A 506-nucleotide genomic window follows, 5' to 3' on the forward strand; every position below is an offset into this window, starting at 1 on the left:
CAGAAGCTGCAGGTCGCTCGTCGGGAACTGCAGCTTGAGTCTGCTATCGACAAACTCAACAAGTACGACTTGCTCATCCTCGATGATCTCGCCTACGTCACCAAAGATCAGGCGGAAACAAGCGTGCTCTTCGAGCTGATCTCGGCACGATACGAGCACAGGTCTATCTTGATCACCGCCAACCAGCCGTTTGGGGAGTGGAACCGGGTCTTTCCCGATCCTGCCATGACACTCGCAGCAGTTGACCGGCTTGTGCACCATGCCACGATCTTCGAGATGAACGTCGAAAGCTATCGCCGCAGAACAGCGCTCGAGGAAAAGCGCCAACGGGGCCGACCAGCCTCTTTCGCGACAATCAGGACCTCAGCCTTGCCTGTCGCGGAGCGGCAATCAGAAAATGACGAAGAACTTGTCAGCGGCAATCAGCGTGATAACTTGATCCCGACCGCGACCTAAGAATCTCATCCAGATTGTCGCCCGCGTCTCATCCTGATTGCCGCGCAATA

At 55.9% G+C, this 506-nt stretch carries 1 pseudogene; it reads left to right on the plus strand.

Annotation, left to right across the window (positions count from 1 at the left end):
• Positions 1-456 (plus strand): annotated as a pseudogene (gene istB, locus MRBLMR1_RS28280) (IS21-like element ISRel5 family helper ATPase IstB); the annotation flags it as partial.
• Positions 457-506: the final 50 nt, after the last annotated feature.

Origin of the sequence: Neorhizobium sp. LMR1-1-1.1 (genome assembly GCF_040675795.1) — a bacterium.
In the GTDB taxonomy this organism is placed as follows: domain Bacteria; phylum Pseudomonadota; class Alphaproteobacteria; order Rhizobiales; family Rhizobiaceae; genus Neorhizobium; species Neorhizobium cellulosilyticum.